General features: G+C 72.6%; 25 protein-coding genes. 9 read left to right on the top strand and 16 right to left on the bottom strand.

Features of this window, described 5'->3' with window-relative positions; all coding sequences use genetic code 11:
• The first annotated feature begins 146 nt into the window (after window positions 1-146).
• A complete protein-coding gene (locus tag Cs7R123_RS00410) occupies window positions 147-641 on the top strand; it encodes a hypothetical protein (protein WP_212822475.1) in 495 nt (164 codons plus the stop codon).
• Here the strand turns inward: Cs7R123_RS00410 and Cs7R123_RS00405 are convergent.
• A complete protein-coding gene (locus Cs7R123_RS00405; protein WP_212822474.1) occupies window positions 608-1,198 on the bottom strand; it encodes a histidine phosphatase family protein in 591 nt (196 codons plus the stop codon). The two genes, Cs7R123_RS00410 and Cs7R123_RS00405, sit on opposite strands and share 34 nt — an antisense overlap.
• A gap of 113 nt (window positions 1,199-1,311) precedes the next feature.
• Between Cs7R123_RS00405 and Cs7R123_RS00400 the strand changes: the two genes are divergently transcribed.
• Both Cs7R123_RS00400 and Cs7R123_RS00395 read left to right on the top strand, forming a co-directional pair.
• A complete protein-coding gene (locus Cs7R123_RS00400) occupies window positions 1,312-2,613 on the top strand; it encodes a DUF1800 family protein (protein ID WP_212822471.1) in 1,302 nt (433 codons plus the stop codon).
• A gap of 10 nt (window positions 2,614-2,623) precedes the next feature.
• Window positions 2,624-3,877, top strand: a complete 1,254-nt coding sequence (locus Cs7R123_RS00395) for a DUF1501 domain-containing protein (protein ID WP_212822470.1) — start codon at window positions 2,624-2,626, stop codon at window positions 3,875-3,877.
• 51 nt (window positions 3,878-3,928) lie between these two features.
• On the opposite strand, the gene Cs7R123_RS00390 is transcribed toward Cs7R123_RS00395, so the two are convergent.
• Window positions 3,929-4,558 carry a serine hydrolase gene (locus tag Cs7R123_RS00390; protein ID WP_212822469.1) on the bottom strand — a complete coding sequence of 210 codons (630 nt, stop codon included), beginning with the start codon at window positions 4,556-4,558 and terminating at the stop codon, window positions 3,929-3,931.
• On the opposite strand from Cs7R123_RS00390, the gene Cs7R123_RS00385 reads away from it, so the two are divergent.
• Complete coding sequence (locus Cs7R123_RS00385; RefSeq protein WP_212822468.1) at window positions 4,557-4,991, top strand: hypothetical protein; 435 nt, start codon at window positions 4,557-4,559, stop codon at window positions 4,989-4,991. The two genes, Cs7R123_RS00390 and Cs7R123_RS00385, sit on opposite strands and share 2 nt — an antisense overlap.
• A gap of 43 nt (window positions 4,992-5,034) precedes the next feature.
• Here Cs7R123_RS00385 and Cs7R123_RS00380 read toward each other — a convergent pair whose 3' ends face one another.
• The gene (locus Cs7R123_RS00380) at window positions 5,035-5,721 is read right to left on the bottom strand and encodes a DUF4386 domain-containing protein (protein ID WP_212822467.1); all 687 of its coding nucleotides are present in this window, start codon (window positions 5,719-5,721) and stop codon (window positions 5,035-5,037) included.
• A gap of 308 nt (window positions 5,722-6,029) precedes the next feature.
• On the opposite strand from Cs7R123_RS00380, the gene Cs7R123_RS00375 reads away from it, so the two are divergent.
• Entirely contained in the window at window positions 6,030-7,079 is a 1,050-nt protein-coding gene (locus Cs7R123_RS00375) for a hypothetical protein (protein ID WP_212822465.1), read from the top strand.
• On the opposite strand, the gene argJ is transcribed toward Cs7R123_RS00375, so the two are convergent.
• Complete coding sequence (gene argJ, locus Cs7R123_RS00370; protein ID WP_212822463.1) at window positions 7,067-8,224, bottom strand: bifunctional glutamate N-acetyltransferase/amino-acid acetyltransferase ArgJ; 1,158 nt, start codon at window positions 8,222-8,224, stop codon at window positions 7,067-7,069. The genes Cs7R123_RS00375 and argJ overlap by 13 nt on opposite strands.
• A gap of 161 nt (window positions 8,225-8,385) precedes the next feature.
• On the opposite strand from argJ, the gene Cs7R123_RS00365 reads away from it, so the two are divergent.
• Both Cs7R123_RS00365 and Cs7R123_RS00360 read left to right on the top strand, forming a co-directional pair.
• Window positions 8,386-9,552 carry an anhydro-N-acetylmuramic acid kinase gene (locus Cs7R123_RS00365; RefSeq protein ID WP_244871526.1) on the top strand — a complete coding sequence of 389 codons (1,167 nt, stop codon included), beginning with the start codon at window positions 8,386-8,388 and terminating at the stop codon, window positions 9,550-9,552.
• A 32-nt stretch (window positions 9,553-9,584) separates the two neighbouring features.
• Window positions 9,585-10,211, top strand: coding sequence for a hypothetical protein (locus Cs7R123_RS00360; RefSeq protein ID WP_212822459.1), 627 nt, complete (start codon window positions 9,585-9,587; stop codon window positions 10,209-10,211).
• Window positions 10,212-10,272: 61 nt separating this feature from the next.
• Here Cs7R123_RS00360 and Cs7R123_RS00355 read toward each other — a convergent pair whose 3' ends face one another.
• From Cs7R123_RS00355 to Cs7R123_RS00340, 4 genes are all read right to left on the bottom strand, one after another.
• Window positions 10,273-11,310 (bottom strand): ABC transporter permease, encoded by a 1,038-nt coding sequence (locus Cs7R123_RS00355; protein ID WP_212822457.1) that lies wholly within the window; start codon window positions 11,308-11,310, stop codon window positions 10,273-10,275.
• Complete coding sequence (locus Cs7R123_RS00350) at window positions 11,307-12,206, bottom strand: ABC transporter ATP-binding protein (protein ID WP_212822454.1); 900 nt, start codon at window positions 12,204-12,206, stop codon at window positions 11,307-11,309. Before Cs7R123_RS00350 ends, Cs7R123_RS00355 begins: the two co-directional genes overlap by 4 nt.
• Window positions 12,203-12,592, bottom strand: a complete 390-nt coding sequence (locus tag Cs7R123_RS00345; RefSeq protein WP_212822453.1) for a GntR family transcriptional regulator — start codon at window positions 12,590-12,592, stop codon at window positions 12,203-12,205. The genes Cs7R123_RS00350 and Cs7R123_RS00345 overlap by 4 nt, the downstream gene beginning before the upstream one ends.
• A 123-nt stretch (window positions 12,593-12,715) precedes the next feature.
• Complete coding sequence (locus tag Cs7R123_RS00340) at window positions 12,716-14,134, bottom strand: MFS transporter (RefSeq protein ID WP_212822451.1); 1,419 nt, start codon at window positions 14,132-14,134, stop codon at window positions 12,716-12,718.
• Window positions 14,135-14,193: 59 nt separating this feature from the next.
• Here Cs7R123_RS00340 and Cs7R123_RS00335 point away from each other — a divergent pair, with 59 nt between their 5' ends.
• Window positions 14,194-15,078 (top strand): helix-turn-helix transcriptional regulator, encoded by an 885-nt coding sequence (locus Cs7R123_RS00335; protein WP_212822449.1) that lies wholly within the window; start codon window positions 14,194-14,196, stop codon window positions 15,076-15,078.
• Between the two features lie 175 nt (window positions 15,079-15,253).
• Entirely contained in the window at window positions 15,254-18,502 is a 3,249-nt protein-coding gene (locus tag Cs7R123_RS00330) for a GH92 family glycosyl hydrolase (RefSeq protein ID WP_212822447.1), read from the top strand.
• 72 nt (window positions 18,503-18,574) lie between these two features.
• Here the strand turns inward: Cs7R123_RS00330 and Cs7R123_RS00325 are convergent, their stop codons facing one another.
• From Cs7R123_RS00325 to Cs7R123_RS00290, 8 genes are all read right to left on the bottom strand, one after another.
• A complete protein-coding gene (locus Cs7R123_RS00325; RefSeq protein WP_212822439.1) occupies window positions 18,575-19,420 on the bottom strand; it encodes a hypothetical protein in 846 nt (281 codons plus the stop codon).
• Between the two features lie 156 nt (window positions 19,421-19,576).
• A complete protein-coding gene (locus Cs7R123_RS39845; RefSeq protein ID WP_244871525.1) occupies window positions 19,577-20,347 on the bottom strand; it encodes an AbfB domain-containing protein in 771 nt (256 codons plus the stop codon).
• Window positions 20,348-20,504: 157 nt separating this feature from the next.
• Window positions 20,505-21,254, bottom strand: a complete 750-nt coding sequence (locus tag Cs7R123_RS00315; protein ID WP_212822438.1) for a LamG domain-containing protein — start codon at window positions 21,252-21,254, stop codon at window positions 20,505-20,507.
• A complete protein-coding gene (locus tag Cs7R123_RS00310) occupies window positions 21,254-22,651 on the bottom strand; it encodes a serine/threonine-protein kinase (RefSeq protein WP_212822437.1) in 1,398 nt (465 codons plus the stop codon). Before Cs7R123_RS00310 ends, Cs7R123_RS00315 begins: the two co-directional genes overlap by 1 nt.
• 61 nt (window positions 22,652-22,712) lie before the next feature.
• Window positions 22,713-22,988: a pyrophosphorylase gene (locus Cs7R123_RS00305; protein WP_212822436.1), complete on the bottom strand. Its 276-nt coding sequence runs from the start codon at window positions 22,986-22,988 to the stop codon at window positions 22,713-22,715.
• 37 nt (window positions 22,989-23,025) lie between these two features.
• Window positions 23,026-24,678: a hypothetical protein gene (locus Cs7R123_RS00300; RefSeq protein ID WP_212822435.1), complete on the bottom strand. Its 1,653-nt coding sequence runs from the start codon at window positions 24,676-24,678 to the stop codon at window positions 23,026-23,028.
• A 9-nt stretch (window positions 24,679-24,687) separates the two neighbouring features.
• Complete coding sequence (locus tag Cs7R123_RS00295) at window positions 24,688-24,990, bottom strand: hypothetical protein (RefSeq protein ID WP_212822434.1); 303 nt, start codon at window positions 24,988-24,990, stop codon at window positions 24,688-24,690.
• 112 nt (window positions 24,991-25,102) lie between these two features.
• Complete coding sequence (locus tag Cs7R123_RS00290; protein ID WP_212822433.1) at window positions 25,103-26,080, bottom strand: LysR substrate-binding domain-containing protein; 978 nt, start codon at window positions 26,078-26,080, stop codon at window positions 25,103-25,105.
• Window positions 26,081-26,104 lie beyond the last annotated feature (24 nt).

Below are 26,104 nucleotides of genomic sequence, written 5' to 3'. Positions count from 1 at the left end.
ATCCGGCGCGGGCGGGACCGTGTCGTGGTCCTTCGCCAACAGGTGATCGCCGGGCACCGGCACATGCTCGCACGAACCGGCGGGTCAGCGCCGGACAGCGGCATCGGCTAACCTTCGCGCAAGCTTCGCGAGCCCAGGAGATCTCCGTGTACGAGCAGCAGCAGCCCTACCCGGTCTGGCCGGCACCCGCCCCGCCGCCGCGCAAGCGGATGCGCACCCGGACCGCGCTGCTGATCGTCGCCGGGGTGCTGTCCCTGGCGGTGCTGTGCTGCGCCGGGGCTGGTTTCGTGGTGTGGCGCAGCGGCGCCGTCGACGCCTTCCAGGACGGCTACCGCAAAGCGGAGCAGCATGCGAGCCTGCGCGAGGGTGTCTGCCTGGTCGACCGGCCGAAGAACGAGACCGGTGGCACCGACGGCGTCTACGCCGACATCCCGGAGGTCGTGGACTGCGACTCCCCGCGCGCGGCGTACCGGATCGCGCGGGCCGTGTCCGGAGTGGGCCTGGGCGCCATGTCCAACCTGGTCACCTACGAGGACTACTACTGCAAGGACGTGCCCCGGATGGAGGTGGCGTTCCTGGTGCCCGACGACGACACGACCGGCACCGTCTACTGCCTGGCGTCCAAACCGATCGGATCCTGACCCGGCCGCTCGCCGCCCGGGTCGCCGAGCCGGTACTCCCAGCCCTCCCGCCAGGCGAAGTCCGCGCCGACCAGGTCCTCCAGCGTGTTGCCGTGCACCAGGTGGTCCAGGGCCCACCGGGTGGCGACGTGCCCGATCAGCAGGACCCGCTGCCCGTCCCAGCGGGTCGGCAGGTCGCGCAGGAATCCGCCGACCCGGGTGACCGCCTGCCGCCAGCTCTCGCCGCCGGGGTAGGGCTGGTCCAGGTGCCGCTCGCGGTGCCGGTGCAGCTCTGCCGACGGCATCCCGTTGCGGTCGCCGTAGTCGCACTCACGCAGCCGCCAGTCGTACAGCACCGGCACGCCGCTGCCGTCGAAGGCGATCTCGGCGGTCTGCGCCGCGCGGCGCAGATCGGAGCTGAACACCGCGGCGATGCCGTCGTCCCGCCGTCGCCTGCCCAGCTCGGCCGCCAGCTCCCGGCCCCGTTCCGACAGCCACCCCGGTAACCAGCCGGTGGCCACGCCCCGGTCGTTGTCCTCGCTCCACGAGTGCGTCTCGAACACGACGACGATCGCCATACGCCCAAATTAGAGCCTGGATCCGATCGCCGCTCGCCGGGCGGCGGCGCAATTTACGATTCCCGAACACTGCCCGGAGGTGGGCGGCGGCGCGGCTGGGTACCTTGAGCGCCATGGCAGATCGGAAGCTGGCCGCGCACCTGCTGCGCCGGGCGACCTTCGGGCCGACCGCGGCCGAGATCGACGCGGCGGCCGCCCGCGACCACGGCGACGTGGTGGCCGGCCTCGTGTTCCCGAAGGGCGCCGACCCGGTCGCGCCGCTGCCCGTCTTCGCCGCCGACCCCTACTTCGGCCGCACCGGGATGCTCAGCCGCGAGCAGCGGGCGCAGGCCCGGCGGGCGGCCCGGGACCAGCTGACGCACCTGGCCGAGGGGTGGCTGGCCCGGATGGTGCGCGCCGACCACCAGCTCGCCGAGAAGCTGGTCTTCTTCTGGCACGGGCACTGGGCCACCAGCGCGCAGAAGGTCAACTCGGCGACCCTGATGGCCGGGCAGCTGGCGACCTTCCGCGCCCACGGGCGGGGTGACTTCGCGCTGCTCGCCAAGGCGATGCTGCGCGACCCGGCGCTGATCTTCTGGCTGGACGGTCAGCGCAACACGGCCAGGGGCCCGAACGAGAACCTGGCCCGCGAGCTGATGGAGCTGTTCACCCTCGGCGTCGGGGCGTACACCGAGAAGGACGTCAAAGCCGCCGCGCGGGCGCTGACCGGCTGGACCCTCGACCGCGACCAGGGCACGGCCGTGTTCCAGCCGAAGCGGCACGCCGCGGGCGAACACGCGGTCCTGGACGGCACCGCCCGCGACGCGGACTCGCTGGCCGACCTGCTGCTGCGCCAGCACGCCCATCCGGTGTTCCTCGCCTCCCGGCTGTGGTTCCGGTTCGGCTCGGGAGCGCCGCTGCCCGACGCGACCCGCGACCGGATGGTCGCCGCGTACGGCAGCGGCCGCGACGTGTCCGCGATGCTGGGCACGCTGCTCACCGACGACCAGTTCGAAGCAAGCGGTGGACAGCTGGTCAAACAGCCGGTCGAGTGGGCGGTCGGCGCGCTGCGGCAGCTCGGTGTCGCTCCGACCGGTAAGGTCGCGGCCACCGTGCTCAACGCGATCCGCCGGATGGGCCAGGTGCCGCTGCGGCCGCCCAGCGTCGGCGGCTGGCCCGCCGGGACCGCCTGGCTGACCACGTCGTCATTGCAGGTGCGTATGCGCGCGGCCGCCGCCCTGGGCGCCGCGCTGCCCGACGCGACGGCCGACCTGCTCGCCCGAGGCGACGCCGCCGCGAGGGTCGACGCGATCGGGCGGCTGCTGGCCGTCGACGCGTGGACCGGCCGCACCCGTGCCGCGCTCACCGGCGCGGCCGCGCGGCCCCAGCGCCTGGTCACCCTGGCGCTGATCAGCCCCGAGTACGCGGTGCACTGAGGAGGAGACCATGGACACCGTCACCCGCCGCAAGTTCCTCATCGCCTCCGGCGTCGTCGGGGGAGCCGCCCTGGTCGCCGGGGCCGGGGCGTACACGCTGCACGACGTCCTCGCCACCGCCGACCACCCGTCGGCCGGGCCCGGCGACCGCACCCTGGTCTTGGTCACCCTGTACGGCGGCAACGACGGCCTGGCCACGGTCATCCCGTACGCCGACCGCGCCTACCACGACGCCCGCGCCGACCTGGCCTACGACGCCGCCGAGGTGCTCCGGCTCGACGACCGCACCGGCCTCAACCCCGGCCTGAAGGGCCTGAAGGCGCTGTACGACCGCAAGCAGCTCGCGATCGTGCGCGGCGTCGGCTACCCCAGGCCCGACCGCAGCCACTTCCGCTCGATGGACATCTGGCAGACCGCGAACCCGGTGCGGCCGGCCGGCACCGGCTGGCTGGGCCGCTGGCTCGACCACGCCGGCCGCGACCCGCGCTCGGCGATCTCGCTGGAACCGGTGCTGCCGCCGGTGCTGGCCGGGGCGACGTGCGCCGGGGCGGCCGTCCCGCTGGGCGGGGTGAGCGTGCCGAAGGCGGTCACCGCGGCCGACCTGCGCGCGCTGGGCGCGGCCGCCGACGGCGAGCCCGAGTTGCAGGCCCGCGCGGCCGCCTGCTTCGCCGACCTGCTCAGCGTCGACCAGCTGGTCACCGAGGCGCTGGACGCCGACGATGACGACGACCCCGACCACGGTGACGACCCGGCCACCGGGACCGGCGGCGCCCAGGCGACGCTGAAGGCGCAGTTCGACCTCGTCGCGGCCTGCGTCGAGGCGGGCGTGATGACCCGGGTGTTCTCGGTGTCGCAGGGCGGGTTCGACTTCCACGCGGGGGAGAAGACCGGCCAGGAGATCCAGCTGAAGACCGTCGACGCCGCGGTCAGCGGGTTCCTGGACCGGATGGGCCGCACGGAGCGGGGCCGCAAGGTCGTCGTGGTGGTCTACTCGGAGTTCGGGCGGCGGGTGCGCGCCAACTCCTCCGACGGCACCGACCACGGCACCGCGTCCGATGTGCTGATCGCCGGGGCGCCGGTGGCCGGCGGCCGCCTGATCGGCGACCAGCCCAGCCTGACCGACCTGGACGACGGCGACCTGAAGTTCCACACCGACTTCCGCGACGTGTACGCCGCGGTGCTCACCGACGTGCTCGGCGCGGACCCCGGCCCGGTGCTCGACGGCTGGCGGGGCCGCCTGGACGGGCTGCTGCTGAGCACCTGAGACGCGGCGCGGGCCGGTCGCGTTCGGCGACCGGCCCGCACGCGGCAGGCGTCAGGCCCAGCCGTATGCGGCCTTGACCGCGTTGCTGACCTCGGTGACCAGGCCCATGCTGTCGCCGTTGGCCATGACCGCGAACCCGGTGCCCAGGTTCGGGTAGCCGACGAAGTTCGCCTTGAACCCCTTGTTGTCGCCGTTGTGGTTGTAGAGGAAGTTGCTGGTGCCGCTGTTGGCGGTGAAGAACCCGCGGCCCATGCCCGGCGTGGCGCCCTGCGACAGCATCGTGGTCACCCACGTCTTGGTGAGCGGACCGGTGATGTTGCCCGGCGCCGTCCACGCCCGGTTGATCCACTGGATCAGGCGGCACAGGTCGATGACGTTGGTGTAGAGGCCCGCGGTCGCCGACTCCGGGTAGCGGTTGCGCTTGCCCGCGACCACGGCACCGGTCGTGATGTCGCTGCCGTTGACGTTCTTCTCGATCTGGCGGATCTTGTCGGCGGGCAGCGCCGGCACCGCCCCTCGGCTGATCAGCGACCAGCCGTTGCTCACCGGGGAGAACGCGATTGACCGTGACCCGACTTGGTGACCTCTGCCACCGCCGTCCGGACCGGACCGCGCCGCCGGACGTGGCACCGCCCCGATAGGGTGCGCATCGACGCTCGGCTCTCCCGGTGAGGCGGACATGACGACGGAATCCTTCCGTTCCAGAGGCAGCGGCTTCCTCTGGTTCCTCTTCCTGGTGGTGCTGCTCATGTGCGTGGGCGCGCCGCTCTACGCCGTCTACCGGCACTACTCCGACCGGGCGGACAAGGTGCAGATGACGGCGGCGGCGACGGCTTACCTCGACGCGCTGCGCGACGGCCGCTACGACACCGCCTACGCGTGGGTCTGCGGCAGCGAGCGCAAGAAGTACTCCCTGGACCGGTGGCGGCCGCGCCACGACCATCCCGCCGTCACCGGCTACCGGATCACCGGCACGCGGATCGAGGACATCTCCGACGGGCCGATCCTCTACTACGTCGACACCGAGATCAGGTACGCCGACGGGCGGACCGCGCCGAAGGCGCTCTACCTGTCCGACGAGCGGGCGGGCTGGCGGGTCTGCTACACCGACTGACGGCGGGGGTGCGGCTCGCCGTACCCCCGCCGCCTGCGGTCCGTCAGGCCGCAGCGGGTCGGCGGACGCCCCGCAAGAGCAGGTAGCCGACCATCCAGAACTCGGCGATGCCTGCCGGGGCGGTGAGCGCGGTGCTGACCGCCTCGCCCGCCCCGGGCGCGAGGAAGTGGACGGCGGTGTCGGCCAGGTAGCCCAGGCAGCCCACGACGAGCACGACGCCGAGCGCGCGCGGGAACATGCCGGAGCGGTACGCCAGGTAGCCCAGCGGTGCCAGCCACAGTCCGAAGAAGATCTGCGCGATGAGGAACCCGTCGAGGTTCAGGTCGAGCAGCAGCAGGGCCAGTGACCGGTGGGCGGTGCCCAGGTCGGGGTAGTCGGCCGGTGCGGTGGCCAGCCGCAGCGCGCCGTACTGGAACACCGCGTTGAGGCACATGATCGCCACCGCGACCGCCACGAAGGCGGCCATCGCACGGGCGGCGTGCTGGTGCACGGGCGCGAGCAGCCGGTGGAAGCCGAGCACGACGAGCAGGAACAGGGTGGCCTGGACGAGGTCGGCCACGAAGCCGATGCGGACCAGGCCGGCGTGCGCGACGAGGTTGGCGGCGGTCGCGGCGGCGTCGCCGGGCACGCGGACCAGGTCTTTCACGTACAGGAAGGCGAAGGCGCCGAAGATCGCGACGCCGAGGTAGAGCAGGCCGGTGATCCGGGCGATCCGTTGCGGAGGGGTCATGGGTGATCGGTCCTTGGGTCGGCAGGGAGGCAGGGGAGGCCGCACGCCGCGCGCAGGCGCCGGTCACTTCGTGATGTCAAAGATTCCTGACATCACGAAGGTAAGGAATTCTCGACATCATGTCAATAATTCCTTACATCACTGCGCCACCTTCCGGCATCGCGATATGACCGGGAGTACCTGCGCGACCGTCGCCGCGGTCGATGTGGCGGTTTCCGCCATGGGTTAACCTTCCGCGGGATGTCGGCACATCGGGCCGTCAAGGCGCCGCCGTCATCCGGCGCGCCAGGAGAGGTGAGGGCGCGGACGTGTCGGACAGCACCCACCGCCAGCTGGCACTGGCGGCGTTCGAGGTGGCCGCGCGGGTGCTCCACCCGGCCGCCGCCCGGACCGACCGGCACGGCATCCCGCCGTCGCACGTGGATGCCCTGGCCGAGGCCGGGCTGCTCGATCTGACCGCCGGCACGCCCGCCGCCGCCGTCCGTGCCGTCGAGGAGGCGCTGGCCGGGGCGTGCCCCGTCACCTGGTTCGTGCACGCCCAGCACCAGACGGTGCTGGACCTGCTGTCCACGCCCGACGATCCGGTCCCGGCGCGGCTGCGCGGTGCGGCCCGCACCCGCCTGGCCGGGATCGCCTCGGCGCAGCTGGCCCGGCCCGGCAACCCGCTGCGGGCCCGCGCGACCGGCAAGGGCTGGATCGTCGACGGCACCGCCCCCTGGTACACCGGCTGGGGCGTCACCGACGTCGCGCTGCTGCTGGCCCTCGACGACCACGAGCGGGTCGTCGCCGCGCTCCTGCCCGCCCGGCCCCTGCCCGGCCTGCGGCCCGGCCCGCCGATCCGGCTGGCCGCACTCGACGGCACCGGCACCGTCAGCCTCACCTGCGACGGCTTCACCGTGCCCGATCAGGACGTCGCGGCCGTGTTCACCCTCGCGCAGTGGCGCGAGTGGAGCCGCCAGCGGGTGATCGACGCCCCGCCCGCCGTGTTCGGGCTCGCCACCGCCGCGCTCACGCTGCTGGAGTCCGCCGCCGACCGGCTCGACGACGCAGGCGAACTCGCCGCCCGGCTGCGGGCGCGCCGCGACGAACTGCGCGGCGAGGCGTACGCCCTGGCCGACGCGGGCGGCGACCCGGCCCGGCGCCTGGCCCTGCGCGGGCAGGCCACCGCGCTGCTGCACACCGCCGCGGGCGCGGCCGCCATCGCCGCGGGCAGCGCCGGGGCGCAGGACACGCACGAGGCCGCCCGACTGACCCGAGCGGCCTCGTTCTTCCTGGCCCAGGCGCAGACCGGCGCCGTACGCGGCGCGATGTTGCGCGCCTGGGCGGCCGCGCTGCCGGTGTCGGCTCAGGTCGTGTAGTCGGCGTTGATCCGGATGTAGCCCTCGGACAGGTCGCAGCCGTACACGGTGAACGCGCCGGTGCCGATGCCCAGGTCGACCGTGATCACGATCTCGTCGCCGCGCAGGTACGCCCGCAGCCGCTCCAGCTCCTCCTCCCCGGCCTCGGCCGGGTACAGCTCCTGGTCGCCGAAGCCGATGGCGCAGTCGTCCGGCACGATGTCCAGCTCGTCCTCGCACTTGCCGATCGCCATCGCGACCCGGCCCCAGTTCGGGTCGGCGCCGTGCACGGCCGTCTTCACCAGCGGCGAGTTCACCACCGACTTGCCGACCCGCTTGGCCTGGGCGTCGTCGCGGGCGCCGGTGACCCGTACCTCGATCAGCTTGCTGGCGCCCTCGCCGTCCTTGACGATCTGGCGCACCAGCCCGAGCGCGACCTCGGACAGGGCCTGCTCGAACGCGTCCACGTCGACCGGCCCGGCCAGCCCGTTGGCCAGCACCACGGCCGTGTCGCTGGTGGAGGTGTCGGTGTCGATGCTGACCGCGTTGAACGTGCGTCCCATCACCCGGCGGAACACCTGGTCCAGCACCGGCTGGTCGAGCCGCGCGTCGGTGCAGAAGAACGTCAGCAGGGTGGCCATGTTCGGCTCGATCATGCCGACGCCCTTGGCGATGCCGACCACGGTCGCGTCACCGCAGCGCGCCGACAGCAGCTTCGGGTGGGTGTCGGTGGTCATGATCGCCCGCGCCGCCGGGGCGAAGTCGCCGCCGGGGAACGGCCAGGTCAGCGCGGCCATCCCGGACCGGACCTCCGGCATCGGGTACTGCCGCCCGATGACGCCCGTCGAGGCGATCACCACGTCGGTGTCCGGCACCCCGAGCAGGCCCGCGACCGCGCCGCGCACCTCGCGGGCGTTGTCCATGCCCTGCTTGCCGGTGGCCACGTTCGCGTTGCGCGACAGCACCACGATCGCCCGCGCCCCGCCGTCGGCCACGCTCTCCCGGCTGAGCACCACGCTCGGCCCGGCGAACCTCGACTGCGTGAAGACGCCCGCACACACCGCGGGCACCTCCGACGCGATCACCGTGAAGTCGTCGGCATCTTCCTTGAGGCCGACGTTGGCGGTGTGGACACGGAAACCGCGAAGCTCCGTCGTGTTCACCATGGACTTCCCCTTTGCTGAGATCACTGCGCGTCGACCTTACCGGCACCCCCGGCCGCCCCCGCGACGCCGACCGGCGCCCCGCGCCACCCGCGCCCGGGTACTAGGTTCGTCCGTGTCCGAGGAGATCGATGCGGCTCCGTCCACGGCCGGGGAGGCGTCGCATGAAGGTCATGGGCATGATGTCGGGCACCTCCCACGACGGCATCGACGTCGCCGTGGTCGACTTCACGCCGCACGGGGATCGGCTGCACGGCCGCCTCGTCCACACCGACTGCACGCCGTATCCGCAGGAGCTGCGCGAACGGCTCGCCGCGGCGCTGCCGCCGGCCGAGCTGCCCTTCGCCGAGATGTGCGCCCTCGACACCGGCATCGGCCAGGCGTTCGCCGACGCCGCCGCGAGCGCGGTCGCCCGGGCCGGGCAGGTCGACCTGGTGTGCTCGCACGGGCAGACCGTCTACCACTGGGTCGACGGCGGCCGGGTGCTCGGCACGCTGCAACTCGGCCAGCCCGCCTGGATCGCCGAACGGCTCGGCACCCCCGTCGTGGCCGACCTGCGCATCCGCGACGTCACCGCAGGCGGCCAGGGCGCACCGCTGGTGTCGCTCATGGACACGCTGCTGCTGGCGGACCTGCCGGGCCGCCCCGCCGCGCTCAACCTCGGCGGCATCGCCAACCTGACCGTGCTGCGCCCGCCCGGCGGCACCGGCCCGCTCGCCTTCGACACCGGCCCCGCCAACGCCCTCATCGACGCCGCCGCGCTCCGCGTCACCGGCGGCCGCCTGGCGTACGACGCCGACGGGCTGCTCGCCGCGGCGGGCACCGTCCACCCCGGACTGCTCGACCTGCTGTGCGCCGAGCCCTACTACGCCCTGCCCGCGCCCAAGACCACCGGCAAGGAGCTGTTCCACGCCGCCTACCTCGAACGGGTGCTCGCGGCGTGCCCGGGGGTCGCCGACGCCGACGTGATGGCCACGGTCACCGCGCTCACCGCCGTCACCGTCGCCGACCAGGTGCGCGGCCACGGGGTCGACACCCTCGTCGCGTCCGGTGGCGGCTGCGCCAACCCGACGCTGACGGCGATGCTCGCCGACCGGCTGCCGGGAGTGCGGATCACCTCCAGCGACGCGTACGGCGCCCCGAGCGGTGCGAAGGAGGCGATCGCGTTCGCGCTGCTCGGCTGGTACACGATGCACGGGCTGCCCGGCACGGTGCCGTCGGCGACCGGGGCGGCCGCCGGGCGCGTCCTCGGCGCGATCGTGCCCGGCCGCGGCCCGCTGCGCCTGCCCGACCCGCTGCCAGCGGCCCCCACCGTGCTGCGACTGTCCTGAACGTCCTGAGACCGCGCGGCTACCATGGCGCGGTGGGAATCGATCTCATGTACAAAGAGATACCTGCGACCTTGCTCGCGCAGCTGCTCGAACGGCCGGACGACGCGAGACGGGTCGACGGCCTGCTGTTCGCACCCGGCGCGGCATCGGGCTGGAGCGCGGCGGCGAGCCGGACGACCCTGACCGACGAGCAACTCGACGCCCGCTTCACCTGGCCCGGCCTGGCGGTCTCCGCCGACCAGCGGCATCTCCTCGGCGGCCTCGACCTCGGCAAGTACCCGGACCCCGACTGGTTCGCCTGCTTCCTCGCCGCAGCCGAGGACCCCGCCGGGATCGACCTGACCGGCCTGCTCAGCCCCGACCCGGCCGAGCAGGCCGCCGCCTGGCGCACGGCCACCGAGGAAGCGGACCTCGGCCCGCACCACTCCGCCCACCAGGACGGGGACAGCGAGTACGGGTTCAGCACCGACACCCCCTGCTACGGCATCCCCTCCTACCGCAGATCGGAGGACCTGGCCGCCGTCTGGGCCAGGATCGAACGCGTCCTCGCGGCTCACCCCCGACTCGCCGGCCGGATCGTCGAGCAGTTCGGGCCCGAGATCAGGTACTACCACGGCTGCGCCGCCCGGGGCAGCGCCGACCTGTACGTGTGCTGGTAGCACCGCACCGGATGCGGGGCCGCCCCGGGTGGGGATCCGCGCTGTACGCGACCGTCCTCGTTCAGTTCTGTCTGCGCCGGATCCACCAGAAGCAGGAACCGACCAGTGCCCCGCAGAACACGAGGAAGAGCCCGGTTTCCATCCACTGCAGCGGCCAGTAATGGTTCGCGGGGTGGTAGACGACCGTCTGATGGAGGTCGTTCTTGGCCAGGCAGGCGCCGAGCTGACGCAGGTCTGGGGCGTCGCCGCCGTCGGGGAAGCAGCCGGAGTAGTCCGCGATGCGGACCACCTGGCCGGACGGGTCCGTCACGGGCGGCTGGGATGTCAGCCACGCGTCCCGCGGTGTGGGCAGGTCGAAGTGGAAGTCCGTCTGCGTGCCCCAGAAGTCGCGGAACTGGCTCGCGCTGGCCTGGTTGATCGGGAAGGTGGTCGTGGTCGGCGGCAGCAGGTGGGGCCGGACGAAGGCGGGCACGAGAAGCTGCATGGCGATGAACACCGCCAGGGTGATGGCCATGGCCGGCAGGGTGCGGCGTACCAGCAGCCCCACCGTGGCACCCAGGGCGAAGGCGAAGGCGGCGTAGCCGAGCGGGACGACATCGCGTGAGGCGAAGGTCATCGCCGCCCACCGGTCACCGTTGAGCTCGTCCAGCGGCCCAGCCCACCAGGTCAGCAGCCAGCTGAGGAGCGCGGCGACGGCGATCGAGGCCACGCCGACGACGCCGAGTTTGACCGCCAGCCACCGGGTGCGTGTCACGGTCTGGTTCCAGGCGAGTTGGTGGGTGCCGCTTTCGAGCTCACGGCTGATCAGCGGCGCGCCCCAGAAGATGCCGATCACCGCCGGTGCGGCGAGCACCAGGAGTTGCAGGAGCATGAACATGGGCTCATAGCTTCGCTGCAACAGGCTGAGCTGGGCGCCCAATGTCCGCGCCGCGGCGGTCGCGCCGTCGCAGGCGCCCAGCGGGGCGCACCCGGCCAGTGCCGTGGTGTAGCTGTGGTGCATCCGCGACCCGGTGACCAGGAACAGGATCGCCGCGGCGGCGAGCAGAGCCAGGCCGGTGACGGCCTGAGGGCGGAACTGCCGCCATGCCACCCAGATCATCGCGCTTCTCCCGTCGATCGCATCGCGGCAGCGGCGTCGCGGCCGACGCCTGACTCCAGGTAGGTCAGGACGAGGTCCTCCAGCCCGAGATGTTCGGTGGACCAGTCCCCGGCGGGCAGTTCGCCCGCGCTTCGCACGACGAACGTGGACTGCCGGTCGGTGTGCTCCGCCGAGATGACCGTCAGCCCTGCGGGCAGGTCGGATTCCTGGCGCCGCGTGCACACGATCCGGTGGTGCTGCGCGAGCAGGTCATCGACTTCGCCGTTGAGCTGCACGCGGGAGGAGACCAGCACGACCAGGTAGTCGCAGACGCGTTCGAGGTCGGAGACCAGGTGGGAGGAGAGGATGACGCTGGTGCCGTGCTCGGCGACCGACTCCATCAGGTGCCGCAGGAAGTCGCGGCGTGCCAGCGGGTCGAGGCTGGCGACCGGTTCGTCGAGGACGAGCAGTTCGGGTCGCTTGGCCACCGCGAGGGTCAGCGCGAGCTGGGCGCGCTGTCCTCCGGAGAGCCTGCCCGCCTTCTGTTTCGGGTCGAGGCCGAGCTGCTCGATGCGGGCCTGTGCGAGCTTCGCGTCCCAGGCCGGGTTCATGCTGGCGCCGAATTTCAGATGGTCGGCGACAGACAGGCCCGCGTAGGTGGGTGTGTCCTGGGCGACGTACCCGACCCGCGCCAGTTGCGCGGATCCGCCGTCGGGCCGTTCGCCCAGGACCTCGATCCGTCCCGTGGTCGGCGCGAGCATGCCGCAGGCGATCTTCAGCAGGGTGGTCTTGCCCGCGCCGTTGGGCCCCACCAGGCCCACGACGTGTCCCGGCGGGAGCTCCAAGGTGCAGTCGGCCAGAGCCTGGCGCTGGCCGTAGCTCTTGCCCAGCGCGTGGGCTTGCAGGATCGCTGTCATTTCTCCTCTTCGTCGCTCTCGCGCAGGGTGTTCTGGAACATCGCCTCGATGCCCGGCCCGGTCAGGCCCGCGGCGCGGGCCTTGTCCATCCAGGCGCGCAGCTCCTGCTGTAGCGGCCCGTGCTCGGTGAGCGATGCGTGGCCGAGCGACCGGGTGATGAAGGTCCCCACCCCGGGCTTCGCGGCGGCCAGGCCGAGGTGTTCGAGTTCGCGGTACGCCTTGCTCACGGTGTTCGGGTTGATCGCCAGCTTGGCGACCACCTCCTTGACGGTGGGCAGCTTGTCGCCCTCGGTGAGCAGTCCCAACAGCAGCGCTTGCCGTACCTGCCGGACGATCTGCAGGTACGGGGCGACCCCCGTGCGCACGTCGAGGTGGAAGTCGATCACCCGTAATCCCGTTCCACTAGGATACTAGTGGAATGAGGATGCCTGCGGACCGGAGCGCATGTCAAGCGGTGAGCACCTGCCCATCCCCACCCGCGCCGGTGCTCCGCACGGGCGTCCGGGGCGTCACCGCCTGCTCAGACGGCTGCTGGCCAGCGCCGTCATCAGCGCCAGCACCACGCCGAACCCGACCGCCCCGAGCACGCCCGCCCGCCAGGACGCCGCTGTCGGCTCCGGCCCGGCGACGCCGAACAGCAGCGAGCCGACCAGTGACGCCCCGACCGCCAGCCCGACCTGCAACGCGGTGGTCAGCACGCCACCTGCTAAACCCGCCCGGTCGGTCGGCAGTCCGGCCAGGCTGAACCCGACCGCGGGGGTCAGCACCATCGACCAGCCGATCCCGACCACGATCAGCGGCAGCGACATCAGCAGCGCGCTGTCGGTGCCGGTCACCACGGCCCCGAACACGGCCAGGCCGGCGGCGAACAGCAGTGCCCCGGCCACCAGGATCCGTGCCCCGTGCACGGCCACCCACCGGTTGACCCGCAGCGACACGGCCAGGAACACCAGCGCGCACGGCACCATGACCAGCCCGGCCCGCAGCGGCCCGAACCCGTGCGCGACCTGCAACGTGATCGCCAGCGTGAAGTTGAATCCGCCCACCAGCGTGGCGAACGCCAGCATGTTCACCAGCGCGCGCCGGGCCCGGGGCAGCGCCAGCAGGCTCGGCGGCACCAGCGGGCTGCCGCCCTGCCGCTCCTGCCTGGCCTGCGCCGCGGTGAACAGGGCACCGGCGGGCACCACGGCCGCCAGGCACAGCCACGACCACAGCGGCCAGCCCTGCGACCGCCCGATCGTCAGCGGGAGCAGCAGCAGCGCGATCGTCGCGGCCAGCCCGAACGCGCCGCGTACGTCGAGGCGGGCGGGCACCGGCGAGCGCGACTCGTGCACCAGCCGGGGCGCCAGCAGCACCGCGGCCAGGCCCACCGGCACGTTGATCAGGAACAGCGGCCGCCAGCTGAGCCCGGCCACGTCGGCGGCCAGCAGCACCCCGCCCAGCAGTTGGCCGACGGCGGCGGCGCCACCGGCGACGGCCCCGAACGCCCCGAGCGCCCGCTGCCGGTCGACGCCCGCGAAACCGGCCTGGATCGAGGCGAGGACCTGCGGGAACAGCAGCGCCGCGGCACCGCCCTGGAGCAGCCGGAACACGATCAGCAGCGCCACGGTCGGGGCGAGCCCGCACGCCGCCGACGCGACCGTGAACGCCGACATGCCGATGACCAGCATGCGGCGGCGGCCGTACCGGTCGCCGAGGCGGCCGCCGACGACCAGGGCGCAGGCGTAGACGACGCCGTACCCGGAGATGGTCAGTTCCAGGGCGGCGGGGGAGGCGTGCAGGTCGCGGGCGATGGTGGCCAGGGCGATGTTCACGATGAACGCGTCCAGGATGGGCAGGAACGCTCCGATGAGGAGGATCGGCATCGCCCGCCAGGGCGCCGCCGGCGGTGCGGCCGGACCGGTCGCGGGCAGTGTCGCGGTTGTCATGCGTCCAGCCTCGCGTCGCCGCGGACCCGGTACCTAGAGCCCGCTGATACTGTTATCAGGTGAACCAGTCTGCCGACGAGCAGCGGCGCCGGGCGCTCGGCGAGTTCATCCGGTCGCGACGCGAGCGCACCACCCCCGAGATGGTCGGCATGCCGCCCAGCCTGCGCCGCCGCACCCCCGGCCTGCGCCGGGAGGAGATCGCGATGCTGTCGGGCATCGGCGTCACCTGGTACACGTGGTTGGAGCAGGGCCGGTCCATCAACGTGTCGGCCCAGGTCCTCGGCGCGGTCGCCCGGGTGCTGCGGCTGGACGACGCCGAGCGGGCGCACCTGTTCGCCCTGGCCGAACTGGCCGAGCAGCATCCGTCGCCGCCCGCCTCGACGGTCAGCCGGGCCGTGCGGCTGATGCTCGACCGGATGGAGCCGTATCCGGCCGTGGTCATCGGCCCGCACTGGGAGATGCTGGCGGCCAACCGCGCCTACCTGGCGCTCATCGGCGACTACACCGAGCTGCCGCCGGAACACCACAACTCGATGCTGCTGTACTTCACCGACGCCCGGTGGCGCCGGGTGATGGGCGGCTGGCTCGACAACGCCGCGAGCCTGGTGGCGCGCATGCGCGCCGCCATGGCGGCCGACGTGGCCGCACCCGCCTGGCGGCAGCTGCTGTCCATGCTGGAGCGGCACTCGCCGGAGTTCGCGCAGATCTGGGAGCGGCAGGAGGTCGCCCCGATGGAGAGCATGGTCAAGACGATGCACCACGAGGTGGGCACGATCCGCGCCGAGGTGGTGCACACCTGGCTGGCCGACCGGCGCGGGGTGCGCCTGACCGTCTACACGCCCTGCGACGACGCCACCGCCGAGCTGTACGAGCAGCTGCGGACCTTCACACCGCCGCGGGTCGCCCGGCCGCTGCCGACCGACGGGCTGCTCGCGCGCGCCTGAGGCGCTGAGCTGCGCCGGGCGGACCGCGGGGACGATCGCGGCGCCCAGAGTCTTCCCGTCGCGCGCCCTGACCGATAACCTTCGATCGATCGGCGGTTTCCGCACATTCACGCATCGATGACGGATGCCTTTGTGCGGCCGCGATTGACAACGTTGTCTTTACCTGGAGGAAACGATGCACCTGCGCAGAGCGCTACCCGCGCCACTGGCACTGCTGCTCGGCCTGGCAGTGCTGACCGCCGCGCCGACCCCCGCCGCCGCGGCCGTCACCAACCCCGCCGGTCTGGTCAACACCCTCGTCGGCACCAGCAACAGCGGCGAGACCCTGCCCGGCGCCACCACCCCGTTCGGCATGGTCCAGTGGAGCCCCGAGAACACCGGCGGCAACCAGACCCGCACGGTCGAACCCGGCGGCTACTCGTACAACGTGACCCGCACCCGCGGGTTCAGCCTCACCCACCTGTCCGGCACCGGCTGCGCGGGCGCCTCCGGCGACATCCCGTTCATGCCGTACGTCGGCACCGTCGGCTCCTCACCCAGCGCCGACAGCACCGACGCCACCTACGCCAGCAACTTCTCGCACAGCAACGAGACCGCGACCGCGGGCTACTACCGGGTGCTGCTCGGCTCCGGGGTGGACACCGAGCTGACCGCGACCACCCGCACCGGCTCCGGGAAGTTCACCTACCCGGCGGGCACCGCGAGCATGCTCGTGCGGACCTCCAGCTCCGAGGTCGGCTCCAGCGCGGCCACGGTCAGCATCGACTCCGCCAACCGCACCATCAGCGGCTCGGTGACCAGCGGCAACTTCTGCGGCTACATCAACGCGATCGGGCGGCGCAGCTACTACACGCTGTACTTCACCGCCGTGTTCGACAAGCCGTTCGCCACCACCGGCACCTGGCAGGACGGCACGCTGCGGGCCGGGACCACCACCGCCAGCGGCGGCACCACGTACGGCACCGACGGCTGGCCGGTGGCCGGGCGCGGCTCCGGCGGGTACGTCAGCTTCGATCTGTCCTCCGGCCGCACCGTCGGGGTGCGCGTGGGCATCTCGTACGTCAGCGCCGCCAACGCCTCGGCCAACCTCAACGCCGAGAACCCGGCCGGGACCACCTTCGACAGCGTGCGCACCGGTGCCACCGCCGCCTGGAACACCGAGCTCGGCCGCGCCGAGATCACCGGCGGCACCACCGCCCAGCAGTCCACCTTCTACACCGCGCTCTACCACGCGCTGCTGCACCCCAACGTGTTCAGCGACGCCAACGGCCAGTACACCGGCATGGACCAGCAGGTGCACTCGCTGTCGGCCGGGCAGTCCGCGCAGTACGCCAACTTCTCCGGCTGGGACGTCTACCGCGGCCAGCTGCAACTGGTCACCCTGCTGCGGCCCGACATCGGCGGCGACATGGCCCAGTCGCTGCTCAACCAGGCCAACCAGAACGGCGGCGTCTGGGACCGCTGGACCCACAACCAGGGCGGCACCCACGTCATGACGGGCGACCCCGCCCACGCCGCGCTGCCCAGCATCTACGCCTTCGGTGGCACCAACTTCGGCGCGTCCGCCGCGCTGACCTCCATGGTCAACGCCGCGACCAACGTCACCGCCGCCGACCTGAGCAGCGACGGCTGGAACGTCATGGTGGTGGGGGAGCGGCCCTCGCTGGACAAGTGGCTCAACATCCACTACATCCCGGAGAGCAGCAACGCCTGGGGCGGCGCCGGGGAGACCCTGGAGGACGTCGCCGCCGACTTCGGCATCTCGCAGCTGGCCGCCCGCCTCGGCCAGACCGGCACGGCGAGCACGTTCCTGGCCCGCGCCCAGTACTGGAAGAACGTCTACAACCCGGCGACCGGCTACATCCAGAACCGGCGCGAGGACGGCACCTGGCCAGCGCTCAACGCGGCCGACTCGGCGGGCTTCGCCGAGGGCAGCGCCGCGCAGTACACGTGGATGGTCCCGCACAACGTGAAGGGTCTGTTCGACAAGATGGGCGGCAACGCCTCCGCCAACAGCCGCCTGGACTCGTACTTCCACAACTCCGACGGCAGCTGGGCGCTGTCGGGCGCGGGCGGGCTCAAGTCCGAGCTGGACAACGAGCCGTCCATCGGCGCCCCGTGGCTGTACAACTTCTCCGGTCAGCCGTACAAGGCGCAGCAGACGCTCCGGCAGATCCTCAACACGATGTGGTCCAACACCCCCGGCGGCATCCCCGGGCAGGACGACCTGGGCGCCATGTCGGCCTGGTACGCCTGGTCGGCGATGGGCCTGCAGCCGCTGGCGCCCGGCCGCGCCGAGCTGCTGCTGACCAGCCCGCTGTTCCCGCAGGTCGTCATCCACCGCGGCAACGGCGTCAACCTGACGATCAACGCCCCGAACGCGTCCGCCTCGACGTTCTACGTCCAGTCGCTGTCGGTCAACGGCACCGCCTCGACCAAGCCGTGGCTGGCCGAATCGTTCGTGGCCGGTGGCGGCACGCTCGACTTCACGCTGGGCACCACCGCCAACACGGGCTGGGGCAGCGCGGTGGCCGACGCGCCGCCGTCGTTCGACACCACGAGCACCGGGCCGACCAACATCGCGCTCAACCGGCCGGTGACCAGCTCGGCGGCGTGCAACACCAACGAGAGCGCGGCCAAGGCCGTCAACGGCTCCTGGACCGGCGGCACCTCCGACAAGTTCTGCTCGGCGGCGACGTCGGCGTTCCTCCAGGTGGACCTCGGCCAGTCGTACGCGATCACGTCGTTCACCGTGCGCCACGCCTCGGCCGGCGGCGAGTCGGCGAGCTGGAACACCAAGGACTTCGACATCCAGACCTCGCCCGACGGCACCACCTGGACCACCGTGGTCCAGGCACGCGGCAACACCGCCGCCACCACCACGCACAACGTCACCGCCACCGGCCGGTACGCCCGCATCAACGTCATCACCGGCACCCAGTCGGCGGCGACCCCGACCCGCCTCTACGAGTTCGAGGCGTACGGCACCCCCGGCTCGTCGGGCTCGACCAACGTCGCGCTGAACAAGACCGCGACCGGGTCGGCGGCGTGCAACACCGACGAGAGCCCGGCCAAGGCCGTCAACGGCTCGGTCAGCGGCGGCGGCTCCGACAAGTTCTGCTCCACCGCGACCACCAAGTTCCTGCAGGTGGACCTCGGGCAGTCGTACGCGATCAAGTCGTTCACGGTCCGGCACGCGGGCGCGGGCGGGGAGTCGGCGACCTGGAACACCAAGGACTTCGACATCCAGACCTCGGCCGACGGGGTCACCTGGACGACCGTGGTGCAGGCGCGCGGCAACACCGCCGACAGCAGCACCCACACCGTGGCCGCCACGGGCCGCTACGTGAAGCTCAGCATCATCACCGCCGAACAGGGTGGCAACGCCGCCGCCCGCATCTACGAGCTGGAGGTCTACAACTGACCTCGTGACAGGTGCCGCGCCGCCGCCCCGGGTGGATGGCGCGGCACCTGTCGGCCGCTGTCGGGAGGCGCGTCACCGCCTCCCGACTCGCGTCTGTCTGTTCAGCGCCATCTCAGCGGTCCAGCGCTCATCCAGGGCCCGCGCCAAGGCGACGATCTCGTGTCGGGGCATGCCGGTGCCGTAGACGGATGCGCATACCTTATCGATGAAGTCAAGGTAGTCGTCATCCCAGGGGCGCTCGCGGTTCCAGTCTGTCGGCTCCTCGCCGTCGGCGGTCCAGCGCCTGCACAGCCGCAAGCCGGCCGTGTCGCCCTGGAACCAGGCGTCCCACCAGTCGCCTTCCTGAGGTTCGAACAACCTGGGGATCTCCGACACCCGCCGCGCACCGATCGCGTCCACGAGAGCCTGCACGCGGTCGTGGCCGTTGAGCCCAGCAGACGCGAGAACATCGGTCACCGCTGCTCGGTCGGCAGGCAGCGCCGCCGCGCGGGCCCAGGTGAGGATGTCCGCTGCCGGTGTGGGTGTGTCGTGTTCGTCGACGCGCTCGCCTGGAGCCAGACGTAGAGTCGCGAAACGCCGGTGGTCGAAACCGCAAGGGTCCTGTGCCAGGCCCCGGTAGGCGCTGACATGCCGTGACCAGCTGTGGCCCGCGGGCGTCGCCGCGACGACGCGTGCGCAGGAGGACTCGGACACCCACGCAGCGAGGACGGGAGCGTCGGTCGCCGCCACGAGGTCGTGCAGGCCGCCGCCGACCCGTGGCCACTCATGGCTGTTGGGGATGATGCGTGCGAGCTGCCAGCCGTCGCCGCGGTCCTCCAGTCTCCAGAAGAGCGACCCGAAGGCTGCCTTGACCTCTGGTATCTCGACGAGGAGGCGGTCGGGACTCCTCGCCAGCACCCATGTTCCGTAGTAGCCCACGAAGGCCGAGCGTAGATCATGGATCACGCGCCGGAGACCGGGCCAGGACACCGCGAGCGGCCGGACCGGCCGGTGCGATGCGGAGCCGCGACGACGTGTTGGGAAGGGCACCTTCTTCTGCAGAAAGCGATAAGAAGGTGCCCTTCCTTCCGGCGGTCAGGTGAGGGCGGGCTCGACCGACCAGGTGGTGTCGGCGGCGAACCCGGCGGCGGCGTCGAAGGGCTGAGGCCCGCCCGACACCGCGATGTACACCTGGGACGCGTAGTGCCGCACCAGGCGGTCCGGGAAGTTGTACGACCGCAGTGTCACCTGCCCCAGCTCGCCGGTGGCGGCGCAGAACGTCGCGTCGGCGCGCAGCAGCGCCGATCCGTTGTCGGCCGCCAGCCGCAGCCGGTAGTCCGCGTGTCGCAGGTAGTTGCCGGTCGGCGCGACCGCCTCGAACGAGAAGCAGGAGGCGTCGGCCAGCCCGGCGCGGACGGTGAAGGTGGCGTCGCTGCGGTCCAGCTGCGGGCTGCCGGTGCTGATCGGGCTGGTCGCGGCGACGCCGTTCTGGTGCCGCAGCGCCGGTCGGGGGTAGCCGGTGCTGACGACGCGCAGGGAGACGCGGTCACCGGCCCGGAACGGCAGTGCCGCGCCGGTCGGGGTGACCCGCTGCGCGGCGGACCCGTTGCAGTCCCAGATCTGGAGTCGGGTGCCGTTGCCGGTGGCGCCGCCGGGGGAGTCCAGGCAGCGGCCCGTACGCGGGTTGACCAGGGTGCCATCGGGGCGGCGCAACCACTGCTGGTTGGGGGCGCCGTTGCAGTCCCAGATCTGGAGCGGGGTGCCGTTGCCGGTGGCGGCGCCGGGCACGTCCAGGCAGCGCCCGTTGACCGACAGCGAGCCGTCGGGACGCCAGATCGATACATCGTCGAGGCGTTTCGCAACCACCGACCATCCCTGCCGGACTGTCCGAAGTGTCCGCCCTGGGGGTTCGTGCAGTTTCGGGGAAACTGCACGAAAGGCGCTCCGGATTCCTGCACTTTCCCCGAAACTGCACGAACCCCGGCCCGCGCCGCGCAGCGGCGGCGCGGGCCGGTGCGGCGGGTCAGGAGGCGCGGGTGGCGGCGTCGCGCAGTTTCAGGACCTCGTCGGGCGGCAGTGCCCGGCCCCAGACGCGTACGTCGGTGACCTGCCCCTGCGCGACGTCGGAGGGGCCGCCGTTCCAGCGGCCCCGGCCGATCGTCAGCGGTCCGCCCGCCGCCCACGGCCTGCCGATCACGGCCGGGTGGCCGGGCACCCCGTTGACGTAGACCAGCAGGCGCCGGGTGGCCGCGTCGTAGGTGCCGACCAGGTGGGTCCACTGCGTCGTCACCGGCTCGTCGGAGACCGAGGCCGCGTTGCGGGCCGGGTTCATCATGTCGGCCTGCATCCAGTTGCACACCCATCTGCGGTGGAACCAGCTGTACTGGAGGTAGAAGCCGCTGGCGTAGGCGCCGTCCTGGGCCACGAACGTCATCGCGTGCCCGTCGGGCGCCTCGGCCAGCCGCACCCACGCCGCGACCGACCAGCTGCCCGCGGTCCGGATCATCGGGCCGGTGGTCTGGCAGAACTGCCCGGCGAGCACCATCACCTCGCCGTGCACCGGGTCGTCGGCCCAGCCGACGCCGCGCGGGCAGTCGGCGGCGGCGATGCCGGCGTCGTCGACCAGGAACCTCACCGAGGCGACCGGCTCCGGCGGCGCGGCCGCGGCCGGGGCGGGGGACTGCGGGCGCGGCCAGACCAGCACCGTCACCGCGGCGGCCGCCAGCAGCGCGGCCGCCGTCACGGCGGCTGCGGTCGGGATACGGCGGACCATCAGTGCACCTCCGGGGTCGGGGCGGCCTCGGCGTACGGGCCGCGCATCTCCGCATCGCGTACGCACGCCGGGCGCGACCACACCACGGGCGCCGGGGCCCGGTCACCCAGGACCGATCCGACGCGCAGGCAGTAGCCGGTGTTCGGGTCCAGGTCGCCGACCAGCAGTTGCGTGGTGCCGGCCGGCACCGGCTCGGTGCGGGTGCGCATCCCGGTCCCGGCGGGCAGGACCTGCACCACCAGCGGACCGCCGGGCAGCGGTGGCGGGCTCCACCGCACCAGCACCGACCCCCGGTCGTCCTGCACGGTCACCATGCCGGGGCGGGCCTGCTCCGGCGGCGTGTCGGTGGGCAGCACCGCCAGCGGTGCGCGGGCGGGCTCGTCGGGCCCGGTCCCGGTGCCCAGCCGCACCGCGACGGCGGCCGCCAGCAGCACCGCAGCCCCGGCGACCGCGCCGACGAGCAGCTTTCCGCGCCGTCCCGCGGCCGCCGCGGGCGCCGGGTCGGCCAGCACCCGGTCGGGCCGGAACCGCGTCGCGTCGGCCGACGGCGCCGCCGGTGCGGGTGCCGGATCGGACGGTGCGGCCACCAGCAGCGCCGCGAGTGCGGCCGCGAACGCGGTGCCGTCGGGATACCGCGCGGCCGGGTCCTTGGCCATCGCGGTGGCCAGCGCGTCGCCGAGTCCGGGCAGCCGCGGCGTGTCGGCGCGGGGCACCGGGTCGTGGACGGTGCGCCACAGGACCGCCGCCACCGACTCGTCCCCGTCGCCGCTGTACGGCGCCCGCCCCGTCACCAGCTGGTACAGCGTCGAGCCGAGGGCGTACACGTCGGCGGCCGGACCTAGCTGCCCGCCGTCGACGGTCTCCGGGGCGACGTGGTGCGGGGAGAACGCGTCCAGCACGGTGCCGGAGGTGTGGCCGTCGCGCAGCCAGGCGACCCCGAAGTCGGCCAGCACCGGCTCGCCGTACCGGGAGACGAGGATGTTGCCGGGTTTGACGTCGCGGTGCACCACTCCCGCCTCGTGCGCGGCGGCCAGTGCCCCGGCGATCTTCACGCCGATCCGGGCGGCCTCGGCGGCAGGCAGCGGCCCGTCGGCGCGCACGCGGTCGTGCAGCGAGCCGTGCTCGTACAGCTCGGTCGCCAGATACGGCCGCCCGGATCGGGTGGTCCCGGCGTCCAGGATGGTCACGATGTGGGGATGGCCGCTGAGCTGGGCGGTCAGCCGGGCCTCGCGCAGGAAGCGGCGGTGCAGCGCCTCGTCGGAGCCGACCATCAGCACCTTCACCGCCACGTCGCGGTCGAACGCGTCCTGGCGGGCGCGGTAGACCACGCTGAAGCCGCCGTGCCCGATGCGTACCAGGTCACGGTAGCCGTCGATGAGTTCGGGACCGTCGTTCATCGCCGTCTCTTCCGCACCGGCCGGGCGGTGCCGGGGTGCGGCACCGCCCGAGGCCGTCGGCTCACGCGCCGCCGGCCTGCGAGATGTTGGTCAGGATCTTCTGGACGGACTGCTGGAGTTCGGTCAGCGCTTCCTTCCACCGGTTCAGGTCGCCCTCGGCCTTGTCCCACACGCCCCGGTACTGCTGGGCCAGCGGGCCCTCCCAGTTGTCGGGGTTCTTCAGGCCGCGGCCGACGCGCTGTAGATCGTTGATCAGTCCGGGCATCTGGTTGTTGATGATGGTGAGCATGCTGCGCGCGTCCGTATGCGCCTGCTCGGTCACCTTCACGGTCGGCATGTGCTGTCCTCCTTAATTCGGTGCCCCGGCCGGTCGGCTAGGGCAGCAGGTTCTCATCGAGGGTGATGACCGCGGTGTAGAGCGTCCCGGTGTCGAGGTCGTACTTCTGGGCCCACTGGAGCAGGCCGCGCCGCTTCTTGAACGCCTCGTCGACCTTGTCCTTGTCCTCCGGGGGACGGTTGTCGGCGAAGGCCTCGATCATCTTCTTGAAGTCCTCGTCGTTCTGGAGCTGCTCCCAGGTGACAGGCTTGCCGCCGAGCTTGATCCGCTTCTGCGCCACCAGCGAGTAGACGATCGTGGTCAGGGCCGCGATCCGGCTGTACTTGTGCGGGTCGTAGTCGTCGCCGGGCTTGGGCTCGAAGTTCTTGTCCAGCCACTCCTGGAGCTTGTCGGTCGGGATCAGGCCGGTGAGCTCATCGGCGAGCATCTCGGCGGCCTTGGTGCCGCCGAGCTTCTCGGTGAGCGTCTCGGTGATCTTGCCGCCCCCGAGTTCCAGCAGGATGCCGAAGATCAGGTCGGGGACCAGCTTCTTGCGGTCTCCGGCATCCTTGTAGTGCTGCTCGGCCCAGTCGCTGAACTTCTTCACCCGGTCCAGTTCGATCGCGAACCGGTTGATCCAGTCCTGCATGTCGCGGGTCGAGTGCTCGCCGAACGGCGGCACCGGGCCCAGCAGCTTCGGGATGTTGGTGGTCAGCAGCTGCTTGAGCAGCGGCTCGAACTGCTTGAACTCGGCCTCGTCGACGTTGCCGGGCAGGCTGTCGGCGAGCTGGTCCAGCAGCCGCGCCACCTCCTTCGGGTCGGAGGTGTCGTCCAGGACGACCTTGAAGACCCGCAGCGGGTAGTCGTGCGAGCCGGGCACGGGCTGTCCGGCGTACAGGTTGAACAGCTTCTTCCAGCCGTCGGGGCCGATGGCGGCCAGGAAGTTCCTGGCGGCGGCCGGGTCGGCGGCGAGGTACTGCAGCAGCGCGTTGCGGGCGTCGGCGGGGAGGTACTGGTACTCCGGGCTGATCTCGTAGCCGCCGGAGACGTGGCTGATCGCCTCGATGATCTTCTTGGCGGCCTCGGGCGTGATCAGGTTCTTGGCGAACGCGTACGCCAGCAGGCTGCCGTTGGCCGGGTCGCGCAGCAGCCGCGCCAGATCGTTGGGGTCGAGGTTGTTGAACACCGCGGCGAGGTAGTACGGGTCGCCGCCGTGCAGCCCGAGCTGCTCCGACACCCATTTGATCGTCTTCGGATCGTTGGCGCCCTCCTTGGCCTTGGCCGCCAGCTCCTTGCCGGCGTCCATGGACGGCAGGTGGGCGGCCAGGTCGGCGAGCACGTCGGGGTCGGCGGTGCGGACCACCGGCCGGGTCTGCCCCGGCGCGACCGGGCCCGATACCGGGCCCTGGCTGCCCGCGATCTCGAACGCCCGCCCGATCTGCTTGACCCAGGCATCCAGCCGCGCCGCGTCGTTCGCCTGCGCGAGCAGCCGCGCGTCGACCGACACGACGGTGCAGACGCCGCCCAGGCGGGCCTTCAGCGCCGACAGGTCGACGTTCTGCCCGTCGTCCTTCGGGGTGTTCTGGCTGAAGAAGTTGAGGATCGCCGGGCGCAGCTGACCGGTGACCAGGTCGCGCAGGCCCTCATCGGCGGGCGTGCACCGGTCGGCGTACGCGGTGAGGTGCTCGGTGATCGCGGAGTCGGTTCCCATCGCCGCGCCTCAGTGGTGGCGCAGGCTGGCGTCGTGAGCCTGCTCGGTGGTGCGGTTGAGCACCCGCAGCACGTCGCGCAGGTCCTGCTCCAGCGCCATCAGCGCCTTCTGCTGGCGGGTGAAGTCGCGCTCGAAGTCGCGGCGGTGGCGGCCGTTCCAGCTCAGGCCGGGAGCCTCGCCGAGCTGGCGGCTGCGCTCGGCCTGCCGCTGGGCGATCACCGAGTGGGTCCGGTCGGCGGCGGCGGTCAGGGCCGAGGCGAGCCGGTCGGCGGCGCCGAAGTCGTAGTTCACGCGCTCGTACGGCTCGGCCATCGCGTTCCTCCCCAGGCGCCTCGACTGTCCGATGCCGAGACTCGCAGCCGGTCGCGGTCCAGGTCGACCGGCGCCAGGTGGAATTGCGCCTCCGCCGAGGGTGGTAGACCGCCTACAACTGCGGCGGTAGTCGGTCCGCCGACTCTGCTCCGCTCACCGGCCCTTGCTCCGCACCCGTGTGCGCGACGGAATCGGATGCCGGGGTGCGGCGCGGGAACGCGCGGGCCGCCTCCCGCAGCGCGGCGACGACGGCCGCCACGGCCGGATGGGCGGCGGCACCTCGGCGGTAGCCGATCCGGGTGCGGCGCCGGGTCGGCGCGGCGATGAGCCGTACCCCCGGCTCGGGTGCGGCCACCGCGAGTTCGGGCACCAGCGCGACCCCCTGCCCGCCCGCGACCAGGGCGAGCACGGCGGCGAAGTCGTCGATGTGGTGCCGGGCGCGCGGGGTGAACCCGGCGCCCCGGCAGACCCGCAGCGCGACCTCGTGGCACAGCGTCCCGGGGCTGGCCAGGATCCAGTCGGTGCCGCCGGTGTCGGCCAGCGCGGTGACCGGTGCGCCGGCCGCGACCGCCAGGTACACCGTCTCGTCCAGCAGCGGCACCGACTCCAGCGCCGGATCGGCCGGGGCGGGGACCACGTCGTAGTCGTGCAGCAGGCCCACGTCCAGGCGGCTGTCGCGCAGCGCGCCCGGCACCGCGACCGGGTCCAGCTCGCTGACCGACAGGTCCAGGGCCGGGTGGTCGCGGCCCAGCGCGACCATGGCCGCGGGCAGCACGCTGCGTACGGCGCTGGGCTGGGCGCCGATGCGGACCAGGCCCGCTGGCCCGGACCGGACGGCGGCCAGCGCGGCGGTGGTCTGCTCCAGCGCGGCCAGCACGGTCGCGGCGTGGCCGACCAGCACCCGCCCGGCGGCGGTGAACTCCACCCGGCGGCCGCTGCGCCGCAGCAGCGCCGTCCCGGCCTCGCGTTCCAGGGCGGCGAGCTGCTGCGACACCGCCGACGGGGTGTACGCGCGCAGCGCGGCCACCGCCGCGATCGTGCCGAGCCGGTCCAGGTCGCTGAGCAGCCGCAGCCGCCGTACGTCGAGCATAAGTTCAGCTTACGAATCACCGCA

The sequence above is a fragment of the Catellatospora sp. TT07R-123 genome (genome assembly GCF_018327705.1).
GTDB lineage: Bacteria > Actinomycetota > Actinomycetes > Mycobacteriales > Micromonosporaceae > Catellatospora.
This window is presented reverse-complemented; position numbering and strand designations above follow the sequence as displayed.